Raw genomic sequence first — 20,229 nt, forward strand, 5'->3', positions numbered from 1 at the left:
ACTCCCTTCCTGCAGACAACCGCCTGAAAACACAAAATTAAGCGGTAGAATTCTCCACCACTTTCGCCAGCTCTTCGACTACCCGCAGGATATCCTCTGCGTCCTGTCCTTCTGCCATAACCCGGATCAGTGGTTCGGTGCCAGAGGCTCTAAGCAGGATTCGCCCGGAGCTGCCCAAATCGGATTCGGCCTTTTGCACTGCAGCCACTATGTCCTCGCGGCTGAACGGATCGAAACGCTGACTCACACGAACGTTGATCATCTTCTGGGGCAACTTGCTCATGCCCTGACGGATCTCCGAAAGCGTCTTCCCCGATCGCCTGATCGCCAACAGAGCCTGCAGCGCCGAGACAATCCCATCCCCAGTACTCGTGCAGTCACGAATAACCATATGGCCCGATCCTTCACCACCGAGCACCCAGTTGTTGGCGACGAGGCGTTCCATTACGTAGCGATCGCCGACTTTTGCGCGCTCGAATTCGATTCCGATTTCAGTCAGCGCCAGCTCAACGCCAAGATTAGTCATCAGGGTACCGACAACCCCACCTTTGAGGCGACCCTCCGCAAAGCGCTGGGAGGCGATCACATAGAGAAGTTCATCGCCATCCACTTCGGAGCCGTCCCGGTCCACCATCAGGACCCGGTCGCCGTCGCCGTCAAAAGCGATGCCGAGGTCCGCCCTCTTTTCAACGACAGCCGCTTTCAATGCTTCGAGATGGGTTGAGCCGACGTTCAGGTTGATGTTCAGACCATCGGGATCGGCGCCAATCACTGATACTCTCGCACCAAGCTCACGAAACACTTTGGGGGCCACGTGGTAAGTGGCACCGTGAGCACAATCCAGCACAATTTTCATGCCGTCCAGGGTGAATTCGTTTGGGACAGTACTTTTACAGAATTCCACGTACCGGCCGGGGGCATCGTCTACCCGGGAGGCTTTACCAAGCTCCGCCGGCTCACAAACCTGAATTGGCATATCCAACCATCGCTCAATTTCCGCTTCCAGGGCGTCATCGAGTTTGGTGCCTTCGGCCGAGAAGAACTTGATGCCATTGTCATGATGCGGATTATGGGAGGCGCTGATCACGATACCGGCCGAGGCCCGGAAGGTGCGGGTGAGGTAGGCGATGGCCGGTGTCGGCATTGGGCCAAGCAGCTTCACATCGACGCCGGCGGCTGCGAGCCCGGCCTCGAGAGCGGACTCAAACATATAGCCCGAAAGCCGGGTGTCCTTGCCAATCAATACACTGTTGCGATGACCGTCCCGCTTGAACGCCTGTCCAGCGGCCCAGCCAAGCTTGAGCATGAATTCCGGGGTAATCGGATACTCGCCGACACGGCCGCGAATACCGTCCGTGCCAAAATATTTTCTCTCGGACATTAACCTGCCTCCTTGACTGCCGTCACCACACGGACGGCGTCTACCGTTTCCCTGACATCGTGCACGCGAATAATACTGGCACCTTTCATGGCGGATATTGTCGCGGCCGCAAGGCTTGCGGGCAACCTTTCATTCACATCGCGACCAGTGATATGGCCAAGCATGGACTTCCGGGAAACCCCGATCAATAGCGGATGCCCGAGGATGTGCATCTGCTCAAGGCAAGCCATCAGCTGCAGGTTGTGGTCGAGACTCTTGCCAAAACCAAAACCCGGGTCCAGAACAATATTCTCCGGGCGAACACCGGCCAGTTCGGCGACACGCATTCGCTCCGAGAGAAACAAACTCACCTCCCGGCGGACACTCCGGTACTCTGGGCGATCCTGCATGGTGTCCGGTTCGCCCTGAATATGCATGATACACACAGGTATACCAGTCCGGGCAGCCACCTCAGGCGCGCCCTCCCGCTGGAGGGCACGCACATCGTTAATCAGACCTGCTCCGAGTTTCGCCGTTTCCGCCATCACTTCCGGCGCACTAGTGTCTACCGAGACCACGACATCCAGCTCCCGGGCAACCCTTTCGACCACCGGGCAGACCCGATCCAGCTCTTCCTGAACCGATACCGGCGTCGCACCCGGACGGGTCGACTCGCCGCCAATATCGATAAATGCTGCGCCATCGGCCACCATTTGCCTTGCCCGCTCCAGAGCCACATCGGGGCGGTTGAACTTCCCGCCATCGGAGAACGAATCCGGGGTTACGTTTAAAATCCCCATTACGTGGCAATGGGACATATCCAGCACCCGCCCGGCGAACTTCATTTTCATGGCAAACCTTTTTCAGACTGGCAAAAACAAACGCCGCCCGGGATCCGGGCGGCGCAGGGAACTACAAGGATTTTCTGACCGGAAAGCCGGAAGCGTCAGTGCTCTCCGGCAGGACGGCCGACACCGGGATGACGGCCGTCATCGGAGGCCTTGGGCTCTGGCGCCGCTTCAGGCTCGTCGGTTTTCACGCCACCTGCGGGACCGCTGTCTCCCCAGCCTTTCGGCGGACGAGGCGCACGGCCTTCCATGATGTCGTCGATCTGATGACGATCAATGGTTTCGTACTTCATCAGCGCGTCGGCCATCAGGTCCAGCTTTTCACGGTTATCGATCAGGATCTGCCTGGCTTTCTCGTAGCAGGTGTCGATGATGTTCCGGACTTCTTCGTCAATCCGCTGGGCGGTTTCCGGCGAGTACACTGTCTGGGACTGGCCAGCGGAACGACCAAGGAACGGCTCTTCACTGTCGGTATCGTACTGCAGCGGCCCGAGTTTCTCGGACAACCCCCAACGGGTCACCATGTTCCGGGCCAGGCTGGTCGCCCGCTCGATATCGTTGGACGCACCCGTGGTGACGCCATCAAATCCAAGAGTCAGCTCTTCGGCAATACGGCCACCGAATAGACTGCAGATCGAGCTGATCAGGAACCGCTTGCTGTGGCTGTACCTGTCCTCTTCAGGGAGGAACATGGTCACACCCAGCGCGCGGCCGCGAGGAATAATGCTGACCTTGTAAACCGGGTCGTGCTCGGGCATCAGCCGACCAACAATGGCATGGCCAGATTCATGGTAAGCCGTGTTCCGCTTTTCCTTCTCGCTCATCACCATGGACTTGCGCTCGGCGCCCATCATGATCTTGTCCTTGGCCAGCTCGAACTCTTCCATGGAAACAAGGCGCTGGTTACGACGCGCCGCAAACAGCGCGGCTTCGTTAACCAGGTTGGCAAGATCCGCACCGGAGAACCCAGGCGTACCACGGGCAATCAGAGCTGGCTCTACGCCATCGTCCAGGGGCACTTTCTTCATGTGTACTTTGAGAATCTGTTCACGGCCGATAATATCCGGCAATCCAACAACCACCTGACGGTCGAAACGGCCCGGGCGCAACAGCGCAGGGTCGAGAACATCCGGCCGGTTGGTAGCAGCGATAACGATAACGCCTTCGTTGCCTTCAAAGCCGTCCATCTCAACCAATAACTGGTTAAGGGTCTGCTCGCGCTCGTCATGACCGCCGCCCATACCGGCGCCACGATGGCGACCGACCGCATCAATCTCGTCGATAAAGATGATGCACGGACTCTGCTTCTTGGCCTGCTCAAACATGTCGCGAACACGGGATGCACCCACGCCCACAAACATTTCCACGAAGTCGGAACCAGAGATGGAAAAGAACGGCACCTTGGCCTCACCAGCAATTGCTTTGGCGAGCAGGGTTTTACCGGTACCCGGCTGACCCACCATCAGAACACCTTTGGGAATGCTGCCACCAAGACGCTGGAACTTGCTGGGATCCCGCAGGAAGTCCACCAGCTCCTTCACGTCTTCTTTGGCTTCATCAACACCGGCTACGTCCCCGAAGGTTGTCTTGATCTGATCTTCGCTCATCAGACGAGCCTTGCTCTTACCGAAAGACATCGGGCCTTTGCCGCCGCCACCTCCCTGCATCTGACGCATAAAGAACACGAACAGCGCAATGATGATCAGAATCGGGAAGGCGGCCACCAGCAACTGGGTCCAAAGGCTCTGGCGCTCAGGCTGCTTACCAATAACTTCGACCTGGTTTGCAAGAAGATCGTCCATCAGCTTGTTGTCAGACACCTGGGGACGAATTGTCTGGAACTGGGAACCGTCATCGCGGGTACCCTGAACCTCCAACCCATCAATTGTGACCTGACGGACCTGGCCTTGCTGGACCATCTCCACAAATTGGGAATAATTGACTTGTTGGCCGGTGGTGGTGGGAGAGAAATTCTGAAACACCATCAGCAGCACGGCGGCTATAATTAGCCAGAGAACCAGATTTTTTGCCATATCGTTCAAGGATCGTCACCTGTGAATTGAAGGGCCACCTTTTCGAAAGCACCCTTTATTGACACCTTACACCAATTATACGCCCTGCCACCAGAAACGGCCCATCCGTATCGGCCACACGAGGCATACAGGGATTGTGATGAAAAGCGGCCTTACACCACATATTGGGACCCATATCTAAAATTACAACAGCGGCACCAGACAGACCATCACCCAACCTTCCAATATTCTTTGACCCAGCGCGCCCCACTTGGTTCCTCCAGTCCGCCAACAACCACTCCGATACGTGTTAACGGCCATTTCTAAGGCAAGGCGATCTGTTACAATTCCGAAATTATACGTTCAAGTCTGCGCATGCGCCGCTGACCTTTTTTTAATTGCACCGATAAAGAGATTACATCATGAGTCTTTCACCGGAACAGCGCCGGGAATACCGGGCCATTGCCCACAATCTGAAGCCGGTCATCATCGTTGGCGACAAAGGCCTGTCCGAAGGGCTGCAGGAGGAACTGGAGCGCGCCCTGAATGATCACGAGCTGATCAAGATCAAAGTGGCAAACCCGGATCGCGAAGCGAGACAGGAAGCCATCACGGCACTTTGCGAAAGTTCCGGTGCCGAACTGGTCCAGTCCATCGGCAAAATCGCCGTGATCCTGCGCCGCGCGAAGAAGCCCAACCCGAAACTGTCGAACCTGCTGCGTCACAAACACTGATCCGGCGCAGAATCTGTTAAAAAAAGCCGGCTGGGGGCACCCCGAGCCGGCTTTTTTTCTCGCCTTCACGTAAGGTCAGATGTACTCAACTTCCTCAATTTCGTATTCCACGGTGCCAGACGGCACGCGAATCGCGACCACGTCACCTTCACTCTTGCCAATAAGAGCCCGGGCGATGGGCGAGGAAATCGACAACTTCCCTGCCTTAATGTCGGCCTCGTCCTCACCTACGATCTGGTAAATAACCTGCTCATCAGTGTCCATGTTCAGCAGATGGACCGTGGTGCCGAAGATCACCTTGCCGGTGTTTTCGATGGTGGTGACATCAATCACCTGAGCGCCGGACAGTTTGCCTTCAATTTCCTGGATACGGCCCTCTATAAAGCTTTGCTGCTCCCGGGCGGCATGGTATTCGGCGTTTTCTTTCAGGTCGCCATGCTCACGGGCGTCGGAGATTGCCGCAATCACCCGGGGACGATCTTCGGACTTCAGCTTCTGAAGTTCCTGGCGGAGGCGGCTCTCCCCCTCCTTGGTCATTGGTACTCTGTCAGCCATAGTCTCACTTTCCTGCGTGAAGATCCTGGAGGCGCCGTACAGTGCGCTCCGGGCCAAATTTGATGGCCCGGCAGAAGGCTTCGCCGCCCGCCAGTGTCGTTGTATAGGTAACCTTGGTCTGCAATGCCGACTGACGGATCTGGGCCGAGTCGGAAATCGCCTTGCGACCTTCGGTAGTATTGATGATCAGCTGGACCTGACCGTTCTTGATGGCATCCACGATGTGCGGACGCCCCTCACGGACCTTGTTCACCCGATCAACTTCAATTCCGGCCTCTTTCAGGGCCTTGGCGGTACCAGTAGTCGCAATCACCTTGAAACCGGCCTCAACCAGATCACGGGCAACTTTCGCAGCACCCGGCTTGTCCACGTCGCGCACCGACATGAACGCAGTTCCCTTGGCCGGCAACCGCTCACCGATTGCGAGGGCGGCCTTGGCAAAGGCCTCGTCAAAGCTGTCACCCAGGCCCATGACCTCACCAGTCGACTTCATTTCCGGCCCGAGGATCGGATCCACTGCCGGGAACTTGTTGAACGGAAACACGGACTCCTTCACCGCGTAATAACGCGGGATGATTTCCTGGGTGAACTCCAGCTCCTTCAGGGTCTTGCCTGCCATGACGCGAGCCGCTACTTTGGCCAGGGACACACCAATCGCCTTGGACACAAAAGGCACCGTCCGGGAGGCCCGCGGATTCACCTCAATCACGTAGATCTCGCCGTCCTGCCAGGCCAGCTGCACGTTCATCAGGCCGATGACCTCAAGCTCAATGGCCATTTTCCTGACTGCGTCGCGCATCTCGTCCTGAACCTGCTGGGACAGCGTGTACGGCGGCAGCGAGCAGGCCGAGTCACCAGAGTGCACCCCGGCCTGTTCGATGTGCTGCATAATGCCGCCGATGACCACGTCGGTGCCGTCGGAGATGGCGTCGATGTCCACCTCGATGGCGGCGTTCAGGAAGTGGTCCAGCAGCACCGGGCTGTCGTTGGAGACCAGCACGGCGTTGCGCATGTAGCGCACCAGCTCTTCTTCGTCGTAAACGATTTCCATGGCGCGGCCGCCCAGCACGTAGGACGGGCGCACTACCAGCGGGTAACCAATCTCCCGGGCCGCCAGGATGCCTTCCTCGTGACTGCGCACGGTGGCATTTTCCGGCTGTTTGAGACCCAGGCGAGTAATCATCTGCTGGAACCGCTCACGGTCTTCGGCCCGGTCGATGGCGTCCGGGCTGGTACCGATGATGGGCACGCCAGCCGCCTCTAGGCCCCGGGCCAGTTTCAGCGGGGTTTGGCCACCGTATTGGACGATCACGCCCTTGGGTTTTTCAACGTGGATGATTTCCAGTACGTCTTCCAGGGTGATCGGCTCGAAGTACAACCGGTCGGAGGTATCGTAGTCGGTGGACACGGTCTCCGGGTTGCAGTTGATCATGATGGTCTCATAGCCATCTTCACGCATGGCCAGGGCCGCATGCACACAGCAGTAGTCGAATTCAATGCCCTGGCCGATCCGGTTGGGGCCACCGCCAATGACCACGATCTTCTCGCGGTCGCTGGCGTCCGCCTCGCACTCTTCCTCGTAGGTGGAGTACATGTAGGCGGTGTCGGAGGCAAATTCAGCGGCGCAGGTGTCCACCCGTTTGTATACCGGGCGAATATCCAGGTCGTGGCGCAGCTTGCGCAGGCTCACTTCGGAGAGGCCCAGCAGCTTGGCCAGGCGGGCGTCGGAGAAGCCCTTGCGCTTGAGGCGGAACAGGGTGGCCTGATCAATGTCGGCCTTGCCGGCGGACTTGAGGGTCTGCTCCTCTTTGATCAGGTCTTCGATCTGCACCAGGTACCAGGGATCGACATGAGTGTGGGCGAACACGTCGTCGACACTCATGCCGGCCCGGAAGGCGTCACCGATGTACCAGACACGTTCGGCTCCGGGCACGTTCAGTTCCCGGGTCAGGGTTTCCCGGGAATCCTCGGAATCCAGGTCCTCGAGTTTCTCATCAAAGCCGTCGGCGCCCACTTCCAGGCCGCGCAGGGCTTTCTGCAGGGATTCCTGGAAGGTCCGGCCAATGGCCATAACTTCACCCACGGATTTCATCTGGGTGGTCAGGCGGGCGTCGGCCTGGGGAAACTTCTCGAAGGTGAACCGGGGAATCTTGGTGACCACGTAGTCGATGCTGGGCTCGAACGAGGCCGGGGTAACGCCCCCGGTGATTTCGTTGCGCAGCTCGTCCAGGGTATAACCCACCGCCAGCTTGGCGGCGACCTTGGCAATCGGGAAGCCGGTGGCCTTGGAGGCCAGGGCGGAAGACCGCGACACCCGCGGGTTCATCTCGATCACCACCATGCGACCGGTATCAGGGTTGATGCCGAACTGAACGTTGGAGCCGCCCGTTTCGACACCAATCTCACGCAGAACCGCCAGGGAGGCGTTCCGCATGATCTGGTATTCCTTGTCGGTAAGAGTCTGGGCCGGAGCCACCGTGATGGAGTCACCGGTGTGCACACCCATGGCGTCGAAGTTTTCGATGGCGCAGACGATGATACAGTTGTCGTTTTTGTCACGGACGACTTCCATCTCGAACTCTTTCCAGCCGATCAGCGATTCGTCGATCAACAGCTCGTTGGTCGGGGACAAGTCCAGACCGCGGGTACAGATTTCCTCAAATTCATCCCGGTTGTAGGCGATACCGCCGCCGGAGCCGCCCATGGTAAAGGACGGGCGGATAATGCACGGGAAGCCGATGTCGTCCGCCACTTCCCAGGCTTCCGCCATGGTATGGGCGATGGTGGCCCGCGGGCACTCCAGACCAATGCGTTTCATGGCCTTGTCGAAGCGATCCCGATCTTCGGCCTTGTCGATGGTGTCAGCATTAGCGCCGATCATCTCCACCCCGTGCTTTTCCAGAATGCCGTGGCGCTCCAGGTCCAGCGCGCAGTTCAGCGCCGTCTGGCCACCCATGGTCGGCAGCAGGGCGTCGGGTTGTTCTTTCTCGATGATTTTTTCGACGGTTTTCCAGGTGATCGGCTCAATGTAAGTGGCATCCGCCATCACCGGGTCGGTCATGATGGTCGCCGGGTTGGAGTTGACCAGGATGACCCGGTAACCCTCTTCCCTCAAAGCCTTGCAGGCCTGGGCCCCGGAGTAATCAAACTCGCACGCCTGCCCAATCACAATCGGGCCGGCGCCCAGGATCAGGATGCTCTTGATGTCGGTACGTTTTGGCATTTCTAGGTAAACCTGTCAGCAACTTTTGAATTCTGGCAGCGCAACACGCGGCGCCTGTGAGCTTTCCCGGCGATCACCCTCAGGCAGATCGCGCCTCCATCAGGCGGATAAACTCGTCAAACAGGGGGGCCACGTCATGGGGACCGGGGCTGGCTTCCGGGTGTCCCTGGAAGCTATAGGCCGGTTTGTCGGTCCGGCGGATGCCCTGCAGAGTACCATCGAAAAGGGACTTGTGAGTCGCCTCAACATTGGCCGGCAGTGTTGCCTCGTCGACGGCAAAGCCGTGGTTCTGGCTGGTAATCATCACGGTTCCCTTAGCGAGATCCTGCACCGGATGGTTGGCGCCGTGATGGCCGTGGCCCATCTTCATGGTCTTGGCACCGCTCGCCAGAGCCAGCAACTGGTGGCCCAGGCAGATGCCAAAGACCGGGATTTCGGTTTCCAGCACTTCTTTAATGGCAGTAATGGCGTAATCGCAAGGCTCGGGATCACCCGGGCCGTTGGACAGGAACACGCCATCCGGGTTCATGGCGAGCACTTCGGAGGCCGGGGTCTGGGCCGGCACTACGGTGATATCGCAGCCGCGGGACGCCAGCATTCGCAGGATGTTGTACTTCACGCCATAATCCCAGGCAACCACCTTGAAGCTTGCCTCCGTACGCTCACCATAACCCTCGCCCAGGGTCCACTCGGTTTCACTCCAGGACCAGATCTTGTCGGAGGTAACCTCTTTTGCCAGGTCCATGCCCTTGAGGCCAGGGAAGGCTTTGGCCAGTTCCAGTGCGCGCTCGGCGGTGGCATTTTCGCCGGCAACGATGGCGCCGTTCTGAGAGCCCTTGTCCCGCAGAATCCGGGTCAGCCGACGGGTATCAATGTCGGCGATTCCAACAATGTTGTTGCTTCGCAGGTAGTCGTCCAGGCTCCCCTTGCTGCGCCAGCTGCTGGCCATCAGAGGCAGGTCGCGGATGATCAGGCCAGCTGCCTGTATGCGGTCTGACTCGACGTCTTCTTCGTTCACACCGGTGTTGCCGATGTGGGGGTATGTCAGGGTGACGATCTGGCGAGAGTAGGACGGATCGGTCAGGATTTCCTGATAACCGGTCATGGCGGTGTTGAACACCACTTCACCACTGGTTTCTCCATCAGCACCAATGGCGCTGCCGTAAAACAGGGTTCCGTCTGCGAGTGCAAGGATTGCTGGTGTGCTCAAGGCTTGTATCCTCATCGAGTGGCGTATCGGTTCGTCACGAACAGGAACGCAAGCGCAAATTCAGGTTGCAAAAAAGCGAGACGGAGTCTTGGCTCGGTCCCGCTTTCTTATAAACTTTTTCAAAGGTACGCTTGGTGCAGTTAAACCGCCTTATTGTAAGAAATATGGCGCTTTGTGTCCACGGGAATTACCCGCCTCTGCGCATGAGCGAAACATCGGCAGGGGGGAGCCCCTCACTTCAGATTCAGAACGTCCTGCATATCATAAAGCCCCGCAGGCTTATCCTTAAGCCACAATGCTGCTCGCATAGCACCCTTGGCAAACGTCATCCGACTGCTGGCCTTATGGGTCACTTCGATGCGCTCACCCTCGGTAGCAAACAACACGGTATGATCACCCACCACGTCACCGGCACGTATGGTTTCAAATCCAATTTCTTTGCGGGTGCGCTCGCCCGTGAAGCCTTCGCGGCCATACACGGCGCACTCTTTCAGATCGCGACCAAGGGCATCGGCAACCACTTCACCCATGCGCAGGGCGGTGCCGGAAGGCGCATCTTTCTTGTGGCGATGATGAGCCTCGATGATTTCGACGTCATAGTCGTCGCCCAGGGTGGCGGCGGCGGTGCGCAGCAGATTGAGGACAACGTTGACACCTACACTCATGTTCGGCGCGAACACCACGGGCGTGGATTCTGCAGTTACAGCCAGCTGCTGCTTGTCAGCATCAGACATGCCGGTTGTGCCTATGATGAGCATCTTGCCGGTAGCTTGGCAGAATTCTGCATTTTCCAAGGTCAGATCCGGGAAAGTGAAATCGATGAGGACATCGAAATCTTCTTTCACCTCGGCCAGGCTGCCAGCCATTTTGACGCCGGTTTTGCCGAGGCCGGTCATTTCACCGGCGTCAGCACCGATCAGGCTGCTTCCTGGCTCTACGACGGCGGCACCGAGCTCAAGGCCTTCGGTACCGTCAACGGCTTCGATCAGCACTTTTCCCATGCGCCCGGCGGCGCCGATGATTGCTACCCTCATGCTCGCTTTTCCTTTTTTAACCGTTGTCGAACCCTAAGCGCTCGGCCGCTCAGAATTTCATTTCGTCGAAAAAGCTCTTCACACCCTCAAACCAGGAGGTTTTTTTGGGGCCGTGATCGCTTCCGTTGCTGGCATCGAGGGTCTTCTGGAACTCATTGAGCAGCTCTTTCTGGCGCTTGGTAAGGTTCACCGGTGTTTCCACCATCACCCGGCACAGCAAGTCGCCCGAGGGGCCGCCACGAACCGGGCTAACGCCTTTGTTGCGCAGCCGGAAGAGCTTACCAGTCTGGGTCTCGGGTGGAATCTTCAGCTTCACGCGGCCGTCCAGGGTCGGCACCTCCAGTTCACCACCGAGGGTCGCATCCACGATGCTGATTGGCACTTCGCAGTAGAGGTTGCGGCCATCGCGGGTAAACAGGGAGTGCTCACGGACGGCGATCTGCACGTACAGGTCACCCGGAGGCCCGCCATCGACACCCATTTCGCCTTCACCAGACAGACGGATGCGGTCGCCGGTATCCACGCCGGGCGGCACTTTAACAGAGAGCGTCTTTTCTTCCTGAACCCGACCCTGGCCACGACAAGCCTGGCACGGGTTCTTGATGACCTGGCCAGCACCGCGGCAGGTGGGGCACGCCTGCTGCACGGTAAAGAAGCCCTGCTGCATCCGTACCTGCCCCATACCCTTACAGGTCCCGCAGGTCTCCGGGCGGGAGCCTTTTTCGGCGCCGCTGCCGTCGCACACTTCGCACTCGCGATGCCCGGGAATCTTGATCTGTACGGTTCTGCCTTTGACAGCCTCTTCCAGATCCAGCTCCAGGGTGTATCGCAGGTCGGCGCCACGGGTGTTGCGGCCACCACGGCCACCACCACCGAAAATGTCGCCAAATACGTCACCAAAGATGTCGGAGAAGCTGGCACCACCGCCACCCCCGAATCCACCACCGGCCTGGCCATCAACGCCGGCGTGACCGAACTGGTCGTAGGCCGCTCGCTTGGACTGGTCCGCCAGTATTTCGTAGGCTTCGCTGGCCTCTTTGAACTTGTTCTCGGATTCCGTGTCGTCCGGGTTACGGTCGGGGTGGTACTTCATCGCGAGCTTTCGATAGGCTCGTTTGACTTCCTTCTCGTCCGCGTCCCGGGAAATCCCGAGAATTTCGTAATAATCGCGCTTGGCCATGCTGTTAAAACCCTGTTTTTAAACGCGGAAAACGCGGGGACAGCCCCGCGTTTTTCCAACTACTTGATGTACTTCAGATTTATCGCTTGTCGTCGTCTTTCACTTCTTCAAACTCGGCATCTACAGCGTCATCAGCCTGCTTGGCCTCGGCATTTTCCTGCCCGCCAGCCTGCTGCGCCTGCTCGGCCTGGTCTGCGTACATCTTCTGGGCCAGCTCGGACGAAGCTTCGGTCAGCTTCTGGGTCTTGGCCTCAATGTCTTCCTTGTTGGAGCCTTCCAGAGCTTCTTCCAGCTCTTTAATGGAGGCTTCAATGGACTCCTTCTCGCTGTCGCTGACCTTGTCACCGGCGTCTTTCAGGGTCTTGCGGACGGCATGCACCATCGCGTCACCCTGGTTGCGGGCCTGGACCAGTTCTTCAAACTTGCGATCCTCGTCAGCGTTGGCTTCGGCGTCACGAACCATCTTCTCGATTTCGTCATCGTTCAGGCCAGAAGAGGCCTTGATCACGATGGACTGCTCCTTGCCGGTCGCTTTGTCCTTGGCGGACACATTCAGGATACCGTTGGCATCGATGTCGAAGGTGACTTCGATCTGCGGCACACCGCGCTGGGCCGGCGGAATATCCGCCAGATCGAAACGGCCCAGAGACTTGTTCTGAGCTGCTTGCTTGCGCTCACCTTGCACCACGTGGATGGTTACCGCAGTCTGGTTGTCATCCGCTGTGGAGAACGTCTGCGACTTCTTGGTCGGAATAGTCGTGTTCTTTTCGATCAGCGGGGTCGCCACACCACCCATGGTTTCGATACCGAGTGTCAGCGGCGTCACGTCCAGCAGCAGCACATCTTTCACGTCACCCGAGAGTACGGCCGCCTGGATAGCAGCACCCATGGCTACCGCTTCGTCAGGGTTGACGTCTTTACGGGCTTCCTTACCGAAGAAGTTTTTAACCTTCTCCTGAACCATCGGCATGCGGGTCTGGCCGCCGACCAGGATCACTTCGTCGATATCACCGATCTTGACGCCGGAGTCATCCAGCGCGGTACGGCAAGGCGCGAGACTGCGCTCGACCAACTCTTCAACCAGTGACTCCAGCTTGGCGCGGGTCACTTTCACATTCATGTGCTTGGGACCACTGGCATCTGCCGTTACGTATGGCAGGTTAACATCGGTCTGTTGACTGCTGGACAGCTCGATCTTGGCCTTCTCGGCCGCCTCTTTCAATCGCTGCATAGCCAGCGAATCGCCGCGCAGGTCAATACCGCTGTCTTTCTTGAACTGATCGGCGAGATACTCGATCAGTTTCATATCAAAGTCTTCACCACCAAGGAAGGTGTCACCATTGGTAGCCAGCACTTCGAACTGATGCTCGCCATCCACATCGGCAATTTCGATGATGGAGATATCAAAGGTGCCACCACCCAGGTCATAAACAGCTACCGTGCGGTCACCGCTCTTCTTGTCCAGGCCATAGGCCAGGGCAGCCGCAGTCGGCTCGTTGATGATGCGCTTGACTTCCAGACCGGCGATCTTGCCCGCGTCTTTCGTAGCCTGGCGCTGGCTGTCATTGAAGTAGGCCGGCACGGTGATTACCGCTTCCGTCACTTTCTCGCCCAGATAATCCTCTGCGGTCTTCTTCATTTTCTTGATGATTTCCGCAGAAATCTGCGGGGGCGCCATCTTATCACCCTTCACTTCCACCCATGCATCGCCGTTATCAGCCTTGGCGATCTTGTAGGGCACCATCTTGATGTCCTTCTGGACCACGTCGTCTTCGAACCGACGGCCAATCAGGCGCTTGATGGCATACAGAGTGTTGTTCGGGTTGGTGACCGCCTGCCGCTTGGCCGACTGGCCTACCAGGATTTCACCATCTTCGGTGTACGCAACAATGGACGGGGTGGTGCGATCACCTTCAGCGTTTTCAATAACCTTGACCTTGTCACCATCCATGATGGCCACACAGGAGTTGGTCGTTCCCAGATCGATACCGATAATTTTGCTCATTGAGTCACTCCAGATTTTCTGAATGCTTTTCCGGAGGCCAAACCTCCGCTGTTGCTATTTACTGGCTATATTGGCGCTTTAATCGGCTTTTCAAGCCTGCTCATCAATTTTTGGTGCATCTTCTGCTTTGGCGACCACCACCATGGCCGGCCGCACCACACGACCATTCAGCAGATACCCTTTCTGTACCACGGCAACCACACTGTTGGGCTCGGCATCCGGGGATGGCACCATGGACATCGCCTCATGTTGCTGGGGGTCAAATGGCTCACCCACCGGATTGGTCTGCTCAACATTGAATTTTTTCAGACTGGACATGAACAGGCTGAGTGTCATTTCCACGCCTTCGCGAATGGAAACTAACAGCTCGCCGGAATTTTCCTGGCCCTCGCTGCTCTCAACCGCCTTTTCCAGGCTATCTGCAACTGGCAACAGCTCTTTGACGAACTTCTCCAGGGCAAACTTGTGCGCTTTCTCCACATCAATCTCGGCACGGCGACGCACATTCTGCATCTCGGCCTGGGAACGCAACACCTGTTCCTGAAACTCCTGGACTTGCGCCTTCAGCGCTTCTATTTCAGAGCTTTCACCCTCGCCAGCATCCTGGCCCGCAGACTGAGCTTCTTCTTTGGCGGCCTCCAGGGCCTCGTTCAGTTCCTCTTGCTCGTTGCGGTTTTCGTCAGTGCTCATGGCTACTCCTGCTTGGTCGTCAGCGGGCCACTCTTCAGTGGCCGGTTGAACTTGGGCCCCGGCCGCAGCGCGCCGGAAAAATGTCGTTGCGGTCGGATATGGGGTCCCGCTTTCAGGTTTCAACCACCGACACCTTTATTCCTGCAGAAATTCACCTCAGCAGGTTTGCAAACAGGAAAAACCCTGTATATATTCACAGTTACTGTATGCATCAACAGTATCGAGCAGTGACCAGACTGCTCAACAGGTTTTCAGAAGCTCTAATTGTCAGAAAGTCGCGGAGGTTATCTGCATGCTTACCCAGCTCACGGTTTCCAATTACGCCATCGCCGAACGGGTGGAACTCCAGTTCAGCAAAGGCATGACGGCACTTACCGGCGAGACCGGGGCCGGCAAATCCATCGTACTGGACGCCCTGGGCCTGGCCATGGGCGGTCGCGCCGACGCAGGCGCGGTTCGGCATGGCGCCAAACGCGCAGATATAACAGCGACCTTCGACGTTTCCGACATTGCCGAAGCGAGCGACTGGCTGGTCCAAAACGAGCTGGACGATGACAACAACTGCATCCTCCGGCGCGTTATCAGCAAAGACGGCCGCTCCCGCGCTTATATCAATGGCCAACCCTGCCCGCTGAATCACCTCAAGGAACTCGGAGGCGTGCTGATGGATATCCACAGTCAGCACCAGCACCAGTCCCTGCTGCGCAAGGAAACCCACCGCAAACTGGTGGATGAGTTTGCCGCCGTCGAGGTCCTGGCCGTCGATACCCGGGAGGCGTGGAAGGCCTGGAACCAGATCCGCCAGCGCCTGACCGAGCGGCAGCAGAATGCCAATGAAGCGGAAGCCAAGCTTCAGCTACTACGCTACCAGGTGGAAGAACTAGACCGCCTGGCCCTGGAAACTGGCGAGCAGGAGCAACTGGAACAGGAGCAGGCGCAGCTGAGTCAGGCAGACACAGTTTTGCACAACAGCCATCAGGCCGCCCTGCTGTGCACCGAAGACGAGACCAGCGCTGCAGATCTGATCCGGCAGGCCCTGCAGCAGCTGGAGCAGCTGCCGGTAGACGTACCAGCACTGGCCGACACGGTTCAAATGCTAAAAGAGGCGCAGATTCAGGTCAGCGAAGCCGGTGACAACCTGCGCCACTTTGTCGAAGATTACGAAGCTGATCCTGCCAGGCTGACAGAAGTCGAAGAGCGGCTGAGCGCGATCTACCAGATGGCCCGGAAGCACCGAATCACCCCTGAAGAGCTTCCGGAGCTGCACCAGCGCCTAAGCGTCGAGCTGGCTGAACTGGACGGCGGTGAAGGCAGCCTGGAACAGCTGGAAGCCGAGCTTGAAAGCCAGCGCAGCCGGTTCGATGAACTGGCCGGCCAACTGACGGATTCACGCGCCAAAGCTGCCACCGAACTTGACCTGCGCGTTGCGGCAGAGCTTGCCCAGCTAAGCATGCCCAACATGCAGTTCATCACACACCTGAATCGCAACGCTGGCGAAGAGCCTGCAGCCCACGGCATGGAAGAGGTTGAATTTCTGGTCAGCGCGAACCCGGGGCAACCGGCACGGCCATTGGCCAAGGTGGCCTCCGGTGGTGAGCTGTCACGAATCAGCCTGGCGATTCAGGTGGTCGTTGCCCAGACCTCAACCACACCAACGTTGGTCTTCGACGAAGTGGATGTGGGCATCGGCGGCGGCACTGCCGAGGTGGTTGGCCGGCTGTTGCGCACGTTAGGGAGCAATGGTCAGGTACTTTGCGTTACCCACCTGCCGCAGGTAGCAGCACAGTGTCATCAGCACCTGTTTGTCAGCAAATTTACAGAACAGGACGCCACTTTCTCTAAAATCGAGGCGCTGGACGACCAGGGCAGAATCAGTGAAGTGGCACGGATGCTGGGCGGTGTGGACATGACCGACCATACGATTGCTCATGCCAGAGAAATGTTTTCTAAGGGGCAGGCAACTCACCACTGACCCGAAACAAAGATACCTCTACCCCTCTCGACCCTGAGAGCTGTTAGGGCGGGCTTAATCGCCCGCCCCTTTTTTACCGCTTCCTTATCCAAGTTTGCCAAGACCGAATCAGGATTTGATTGGCTTGACGTAGAGAATCAGGCTGTGATCGACGATTTCGTAACCGCGCTCTTCCGCGATTTTCCTCTGGCGCTCTTCAATCACTTCATCGAAGAACTCGACAACCTCACCGGTCTGAGTGCAAACCATATGGTCGTGGTGATCATCTCCGGCCATTTCGAAAACGGCATGACCGCCTTCAAAATTGTGACGCAGCACCAGCCCTGCCGCTTCAAACTGCGTCAACACACGGTAGACCGTCGCCAGCCCCACGTCATCGCCTTGTTCCAGAAGCTTCTTGTAGACATCTTCGGCACTGAGATGATGCTCCTCGGCCGTCTCCAATATATTGAAGATTTTCACTCTCGGCAGAGTCACCTTCAGACCGACTTTTCGTAATTCGGCGTTTTCAGACGACATGTTACTATTCACTCTTTGGTGTGCCTCACGGCTTCCGGTATGATGAAGCCGCCTTTGAACGGTTAACCCGTGTCACACCTGCCTCTGGCAGGCGATTTCAAGATAGAGGATTTCCCCCGGCGATGCAAAAGCTCACAGCTCTCATTCTCACTCTCGTTCTCTCCGGTTGTGTTTTCCCGGGCGTTTACAAAATCAACGTCCAGCAGGGAAACATTGTTACCGACGAGGAGCTGTCGCAACTGTCCGAGGGCATGTCCCGCAGCCAGGTTCATGCAGTAATGGGAACCCCCCTCATGCTGAACCCGGTTGATCTCTCCCGGGAATACTACGTGTATACGCTTCAACGGGAAGGCGGTGATATCAAGGAGCAGCGCATCATCGTCTATTACGAAGGCGATCAATACGCCCACTATGAAGCACAGCTGCTGGAAGAAACTCCGGCGTACTGAGATCAGGCTTTCTTGTTCGCCCGATTCAGACGTGCCTGTTTCGGGTCGATCTTGAGCGGCCGGTAGAGTTCCACCCGGTCTCCGTCCCGGAGTTCATGGGCAGCAGGATCCTTGATCACCTTCCCGAACACACCCATATCGGTGGCATCCACATCAATTTCCGGGAAAATATCTGTAATACCTGAGAGTTTCGCTGCCTGCAGGGCAGTGGTCCCCTCGGGAACCTTCACCGGAACGATCGCCTGCCTGTCCGGACGGGCATAGGCTACTTCCACCTCAATCATGCGCCCTCCTTCCGATAAAGGTCATCTGCACGCCGGCAGAAGGCATCCACCATGGTGGTTGCGGCCTGACTGAACACCGGCCCGAAGGTCATCCGGGACAGGGAACCGGAAAATTCAAACTCGAGAGACAGTATTACCTTGCAGGCATTGTCGTCCAGCGACTTGAAGTGCCAACGACCGGTCAGATTGCGGAATGGACCATCCACCAGGTTCATCTCTATCGCCTCGGGCATTAACAGCTGATTCCGGGTCGTCAGCGTTTGCCGTATGCCACCCTTGGAGATCTCCAACGAAGCGGTAATCTGCTCCGGGTTCTGCTCATGAATCTCCGCGCCCGCACACCAGGGAAGAAATTCGGGGTAACGGGCGATGTCGTTTACCAGGTGAAACATGCGCTCGGCCGAGTGCATTACCAAAGCTGTTTTGTCGATCTGATGGGGCATTGGAACCGGTTGTCCTGCTTGCAAACATGCTGCGAAAAAAGGTTGCGGACTTCTGAGAAGGAAGACAGTCTCAATCACACACTATGATAAAGGATATCATCCTCTTGTGGGGCTTTTTCGCCCGGCTTACCTTTACTGCTATTTTCTGCGGGCGGCAACTGTTCAACAGCAGGCACCGGTTCATTGCCTTCGGAGCCACCCCCGGACGCCCCTCCCGATGGCGGGGTATCTGCAGGCTCTTCCTGAGCATCTGCACCGGCACCCGACAGCAGCGTGGCAGGCTGTTCGCACCACACTGCTGTGCTGCCGCTGTCACAAAGGTTAGACAGTGAAAACGCCGTGTACTGAACACCAATCCAGGCGACCACAAGTGGCAACACCAGCCGCATCACCCAAAACCAGATACCGGCGAACAGCCCCGGGGCCGCTCCCAGCATGGTCCTGGCAAGATGACGGGTCAGGCACCAGCCGGTAAACAACGCGATCAGAATCGCGACCAATGGAATCAGTAAACCACCGGTTACCAACTCCAGCCACCGGAACATGGTGGCGCCGCCAACACGCTCCTGTGCCCACAGATTAAAGGACAGCAGCGATGCCAGCCCGGCGAGCCATACCGCCAGGCCGATCAGCACCACGGACAGCCCCCTCGGCGCCCCCGTCCATTCACGGAACCAGCCAACAACAGGCTCAAGCAGGTTCAGTGATGTGGTCCAGACAATTAACACCACCATCAGGAATACGGTAGCGATCAGGAACTGGCTTGCCGGTAACTGAGCCAGAGTCACAGGCATGGAAACGAACAACAGGCTGAATCCGCGCTCGCCATCAAAGCTGTTGCCGTCTGTGGCGATGGCAAAAATCATCAGACCGGCAAGGATTGCCACCAGGGTATCCATCAGGACGACGGCAAGAATCGAACGTTTGAGGCGGGTATGAGGCGTGGTGTAGGAGCCGAGAATGGCCCAGACCCCCATACCCAGCCCCAGGGTGAAGAACGCATGGAACAGGGCCGCTCTCAGACTCCCCCAACTGAGGTCTTCCGGGTGCATCGCCAGAATCTGACCAACCGCGCCATCGATCCGCCCGTACCAGACCGCAAGTCCGAACAACACCAGCATCAGCACCAGAGTTCCTGGCACCACGACGCGCAGCGTCCGTTCAAGGCCTTTTACCACCCCCTGGGCTGACACCAAGATCACCAGCAGCAGGAAAAAGATATGCCAGCCCATGAATATCCGGTACTCGCGAGGGTCCGAAACCAACCCGGCCAGGATCGCCGTTGCCTCAGAGTTTCCCGCCCCGGAGAACCGCCCCAATGCACCAAAGAACACATAGGCCAGTGCAATGGAACCGAACACCGCCGTAAACGACAACACCAGAAATGCCGCCAGAATGCTGAGCCGACCTACCGCCATCCAGAGACGGGAACGTTTGGCACTGCGAATCAGGCCGTCCATCGCCAGCACAATACCGTGGCGGGCATAACGGCCAAGCGCGGCCTCTGTAACCATAAGCGGCAGTGTGACCAGCAGCAGACACGCCAGATAGAGCAGTATGAACAGACCGCCACCGTGCAGGCTGGCCAGATACGGGAACTGCCACAGATTCGCAAGACCAACGGTGGCACCCACCGCAGCCCAGAAGAAAGTTGATTTTCGGGTAAAGGACCCGACATGTGTCTGATACGGCGTAGGCATTCGAGCCCCTG

At 57.7% G+C, this 20,229-nt stretch carries 17 protein-coding genes; 3 read left to right on the forward strand and 14 right to left on the reverse strand.

Translation table 11 applies throughout. From position 1 onward, the window contains the following. Positions 1-37: 37 nt before the first annotated feature. From glmM to ftsH, 3 genes are all read right to left on the reverse strand, one after another. Positions 38-1,381 carry a phosphoglucosamine mutase gene (gene glmM / locus ACN0XM_RS14755; protein WP_417567696.1) on the reverse strand — a complete coding sequence of 448 codons (1,344 nt, stop codon included), beginning with the start codon at positions 1,379-1,381 and terminating at the stop codon, positions 38-40. Continuing rightward, entirely contained in the window at positions 1,381-2,211 is an 831-nt protein-coding gene (folP, locus tag ACN0XM_RS14760) for a dihydropteroate synthase (protein ID WP_417567697.1), read from the reverse strand. Before folP ends, glmM begins: the two co-directional genes overlap by 1 nt. 95 nt (positions 2,212-2,306) lie before the next feature. Next, the gene (gene ftsH, locus ACN0XM_RS14765) at positions 2,307-4,250 is read right to left on the reverse strand and encodes an ATP-dependent zinc metalloprotease FtsH (RefSeq protein WP_417567698.1); all 1,944 of its coding nucleotides are present in this window, start codon (positions 4,248-4,250) and stop codon (positions 2,307-2,309) included. 392 nt (positions 4,251-4,642) lie between these two features. On the opposite strand from ftsH, the gene yhbY reads away from it, so the two are divergent. Further along, positions 4,643-4,954 (forward strand): ribosome assembly RNA-binding protein YhbY, encoded by a 312-nt coding sequence (gene yhbY / locus ACN0XM_RS14770; protein WP_417567699.1) that lies wholly within the window; start codon positions 4,643-4,645, stop codon positions 4,952-4,954. Between the two features lie 75 nt (positions 4,955-5,029). Here the strand turns inward: yhbY and greA are convergent, their stop codons facing one another. The 7 genes from greA to grpE form a co-directional block, all read right to left on the reverse strand. Continuing rightward, positions 5,030-5,509 carry a transcription elongation factor GreA gene (gene greA / locus ACN0XM_RS14775; protein WP_417567700.1) on the reverse strand — a complete coding sequence of 160 codons (480 nt, stop codon included), beginning with the start codon at positions 5,507-5,509 and terminating at the stop codon, positions 5,030-5,032. Between the two features lie 4 nt (positions 5,510-5,513). Next, positions 5,514-8,732 carry a carbamoyl-phosphate synthase large subunit gene (gene carB / locus ACN0XM_RS14780; protein WP_417567701.1) on the reverse strand — a complete coding sequence of 1,073 codons (3,219 nt, stop codon included), beginning with the start codon at positions 8,730-8,732 and terminating at the stop codon, positions 5,514-5,516. A gap of 79 nt (positions 8,733-8,811) precedes the next feature. Beyond that, entirely contained in the window at positions 8,812-9,942 is a 1,131-nt protein-coding gene (carA, locus tag ACN0XM_RS14785) for a glutamine-hydrolyzing carbamoyl-phosphate synthase small subunit (RefSeq protein WP_417567702.1), read from the reverse strand. Positions 9,943-10,175: 233 nt separating this feature from the next. After that, positions 10,176-10,976 (reverse strand): 4-hydroxy-tetrahydrodipicolinate reductase, encoded by an 801-nt coding sequence (gene dapB, locus ACN0XM_RS14790; protein WP_417567703.1) that lies wholly within the window; start codon positions 10,974-10,976, stop codon positions 10,176-10,178. Between the two features lie 49 nt (positions 10,977-11,025). After that, positions 11,026-12,156, reverse strand: a complete 1,131-nt coding sequence (gene dnaJ, locus ACN0XM_RS14795; protein WP_417567704.1) for a molecular chaperone DnaJ — start codon at positions 12,154-12,156, stop codon at positions 11,026-11,028. 79 nt (positions 12,157-12,235) lie between these two features. Further along, on the reverse strand, positions 12,236-14,161 hold the full coding sequence (gene dnaK, locus ACN0XM_RS14800; RefSeq protein WP_417567705.1) for a molecular chaperone DnaK: 1,926 nt from the start codon (positions 14,159-14,161) through the stop codon (positions 12,236-12,238). A gap of 90 nt (positions 14,162-14,251) precedes the next feature. Continuing rightward, the gene (gene grpE, locus ACN0XM_RS14805) at positions 14,252-14,851 is read right to left on the reverse strand and encodes a nucleotide exchange factor GrpE (RefSeq protein WP_417567706.1); all 600 of its coding nucleotides are present in this window, start codon (positions 14,849-14,851) and stop codon (positions 14,252-14,254) included. Between the two features lie 292 nt (positions 14,852-15,143). Here grpE and recN point away from each other — a divergent pair, with 292 nt between their 5' ends. Further along, the gene (gene recN / locus ACN0XM_RS14810; protein ID WP_417567707.1) at positions 15,144-16,823 is read left to right on the forward strand and encodes a DNA repair protein RecN; all 1,680 of its coding nucleotides are present in this window, start codon (positions 15,144-15,146) and stop codon (positions 16,821-16,823) included. Between the two features lie 108 nt (positions 16,824-16,931). Here the strand turns inward: recN and fur are convergent, their stop codons facing one another. Continuing rightward, positions 16,932-17,342 (reverse strand): ferric iron uptake transcriptional regulator, encoded by a 411-nt coding sequence (gene fur / locus ACN0XM_RS14815; RefSeq protein WP_417567708.1) that lies wholly within the window; start codon positions 17,340-17,342, stop codon positions 16,932-16,934. 122 nt (positions 17,343-17,464) lie between these two features. Here fur and ACN0XM_RS14820 point away from each other — a divergent pair, with 122 nt between their 5' ends. Continuing rightward, on the forward strand, positions 17,465-17,791 hold the full coding sequence (locus ACN0XM_RS14820; protein WP_417567709.1) for an outer membrane protein assembly factor BamE: 327 nt from the start codon (positions 17,465-17,467) through the stop codon (positions 17,789-17,791). Positions 17,792-17,793: 2 nt separating this feature from the next. On the opposite strand, the gene ACN0XM_RS14825 is transcribed toward ACN0XM_RS14820, so the two are convergent. From ACN0XM_RS14825 to ACN0XM_RS14835, 3 genes are all read right to left on the reverse strand, one after another. Beyond that, on the reverse strand, positions 17,794-18,075 hold the full coding sequence (locus ACN0XM_RS14825) for an RnfH family protein (protein ID WP_417567710.1): 282 nt from the start codon (positions 18,073-18,075) through the stop codon (positions 17,794-17,796). Beyond that, positions 18,072-18,518 (reverse strand): type II toxin-antitoxin system RatA family toxin, encoded by a 447-nt coding sequence (locus ACN0XM_RS14830; protein ID WP_417567711.1) that lies wholly within the window; start codon positions 18,516-18,518, stop codon positions 18,072-18,074. Before ACN0XM_RS14830 ends, ACN0XM_RS14825 begins: the two co-directional genes overlap by 4 nt. 74 nt (positions 18,519-18,592) lie before the next feature. After that, entirely contained in the window at positions 18,593-20,218 is a 1,626-nt protein-coding gene (locus tag ACN0XM_RS14835) for a sodium-dependent transporter (protein ID WP_417567712.1), read from the reverse strand. Between the last annotated feature and the right edge of the window lie 11 nt (positions 20,219-20,229).

This window comes from Marinobacter sp. (genome assembly GCF_048269445.1).
Taxonomy (GTDB): domain Bacteria; phylum Pseudomonadota; class Gammaproteobacteria; order Pseudomonadales; family Oleiphilaceae; genus Marinobacter.